The organism is Peribacillus sp. NPDC096448, from assembly GCF_044762675.1.
Lineage (GTDB): Bacteria > Bacillota > Bacilli > Bacillales > DSM-1321 > Peribacillus > Peribacillus frigoritolerans_B.
Genome location: NZ_JBIWEU010000055.1, coordinates 1 through 2,080, shown reverse-complemented (window position 1 = coordinate 2,080; position 2,080 = coordinate 1). Strand labels below are relative to the sequence as shown.

At 43.2% G+C, this 2,080-nt stretch carries 1 protein-coding gene; it reads left to right on the top strand.

The genetic code is table 11. The features are described from left to right. Positions 1-647 precede the first annotated feature (647 nt). Positions 648-1,910: a group II intron reverse transcriptase/maturase gene (ltrA, locus tag ACIQ0C_RS27110; protein ID WP_403065982.1), complete on the top strand. Its 1,263-nt coding sequence runs from the start codon at positions 648-650 to the stop codon at positions 1,908-1,910. Positions 1,911-2,080: the final 170 nt, after the last annotated feature.

The window sequence follows — 2,080 nt, the reverse complement described above, 5'->3', positions numbered from 1 at the left end:
GAGATGGACGGGCTGATGTATCGCTGGACTAACGATTTCTTCAAAATTCTGGATAAAAACCTGGATCCGTTTTTTGAAAATATACTGGCTGTTTCGTGCGCCCAGCATGGGTGCAATCTATAGGGTGAAAGTCCCGAACCATGAAGGCAGTAGTAGTGGTTAGCTTAATGCAAGGGTGTCTACGGTGACGTGGAATCTGAAGGAAGCAAGCGGCAAACCTCCGGTCTGAGGAACACGAACTTCATATAAGGCTAGGTATCATTGGATGAGTTTGCGAAACAAAACAAAGTCCTTACTGCCGAAGGTGGTACAGAGTAAATGAAGCAGATAGATGGAGGGAAAGATTGCACTCTTACCCGGGGAGGTCTGATGACAGCCAAGTACACTTGGTAACCTGTCCAGTGATGGACAGCTGAATCATCAGAAGTCAGCAGAGGTCATAGTACTTGTCTACTCGAGAAGATAAGGAAGGACCGAACAGATTAAGGAGGATGAATACTAGGCGTTCGTTATCTGCGATGAAACAAACAATTCCTAACGGAACTTATTTGAAGGAAGAAGTGGTGAATACACGGGGAACTTCAAAAGGGTGGAGCAGATAAAGGCACAAATAGACCATTTATCCACGCAGGGAAAGGATATCAACGATGTTAATGGAACAGATACTAGAGAGGGAAAACTTAATACAGGCATTGAAGCGTGTAGAAAGAAATAAGGGAAGCCATGGTGTAGATGGAATGCCGGTTCAAAACCTGAGACCGCACCTCGCAACCGAATGGTACAACATGAAAACTGCCCTTTTACAGGGTACCTATCAACCGCAGCCCGTCCGTCGTATCGAAATCCCGAAACCAAACGGCGGAGTTCGGCTATTGGGTATTCCAACCGTTCTAGACCGTTTCATTCAACAAGCCATTGCCCAAATCTTGACCAAGATATATGACTCAACCTTTTCGGAGAATAGCTATGGATTTCGCCCTAACAAACAAGGGCTCCAGGCGGTTCGAAAGGCAAAGTCCTATATAACCGAAGGCTATACATGGGTAGTGGATATGGACTTGGAGAAGTTCTTCGATAAAGTGAATCATGACAAGCTCATGGGAATGTTAGAGCGGAAAATTGAAGATAAACGAGTTCTCAAACTGATTCGTAAATTCCTTCAAGCAGGCATTATGATAGGCGGACTTTTTCATAAAAGTGAGGAGGGAACTCCGCAAGGAGGTCCGTTAAGTCCTTTATTATCTAATATCATGTTAGACGATTTAGATAAAGAACTAGAGAAACGCAATCTTCGATTCGTAAGGTATGCGGATGACAGTACTATCTTTGTGAAGACACGAAAAGCCGCCAAACGTGCAATGGGAAATATCTCAAGCTTCATTGAAAATAAACTGAAGCTAAAGGTCAACTACGAGAAGTCGAAGTATGATCGCCCTTGGAACAGAACGTTTCTCGGTTTTAGTTTTACGAAGTCAAAGAAGAACCCGAAGGTTCTACTGGCTAAACAAACGGTGAAGAGAGTAAAGAAACGAATCAGGGAAATGACCTCGAGAAAATTACCGATACCCATGAAACTCCGAATAAATAAGTTAAAGCAATACCTTAGAGGTTGGATGGGGTATTTCTCCCTCATTGATACTCCGAACGTATTGAAGAATTTAGATTCATGGATTCGAAGAAGACTCAGGATGTGCCTATGGAAGCAATGGAAATTGCCAAGAACGAGGGTGAGGAAACTCAAAGGATTAGGCGTCCCATTTGGAAAAGCATATGAATGGGGAAATAGCAGAAAGGGTTATTGGCGCATAGCGCATAGTCCTATTCTAGACAAAACCCTTAATAAAGTTTATTGGCTCCATCATGGGTTAGTAAATCTATATGAACGATATACAAAACTACGTCAGACTTAAACTGAACCGCCGTATACCGAACGGTATGTACGGTGGTGTGAGAGGTCGGAGGCTAGGCACCTCCTCCTACTCGATTATGTGTAAAAAAGAAGTGAGCGATATGCACTGTACATTTCATATGCAAGGCAGGTTCATTGATCAATCCCCAGTGATCGAGTTTTTGGAAAGTT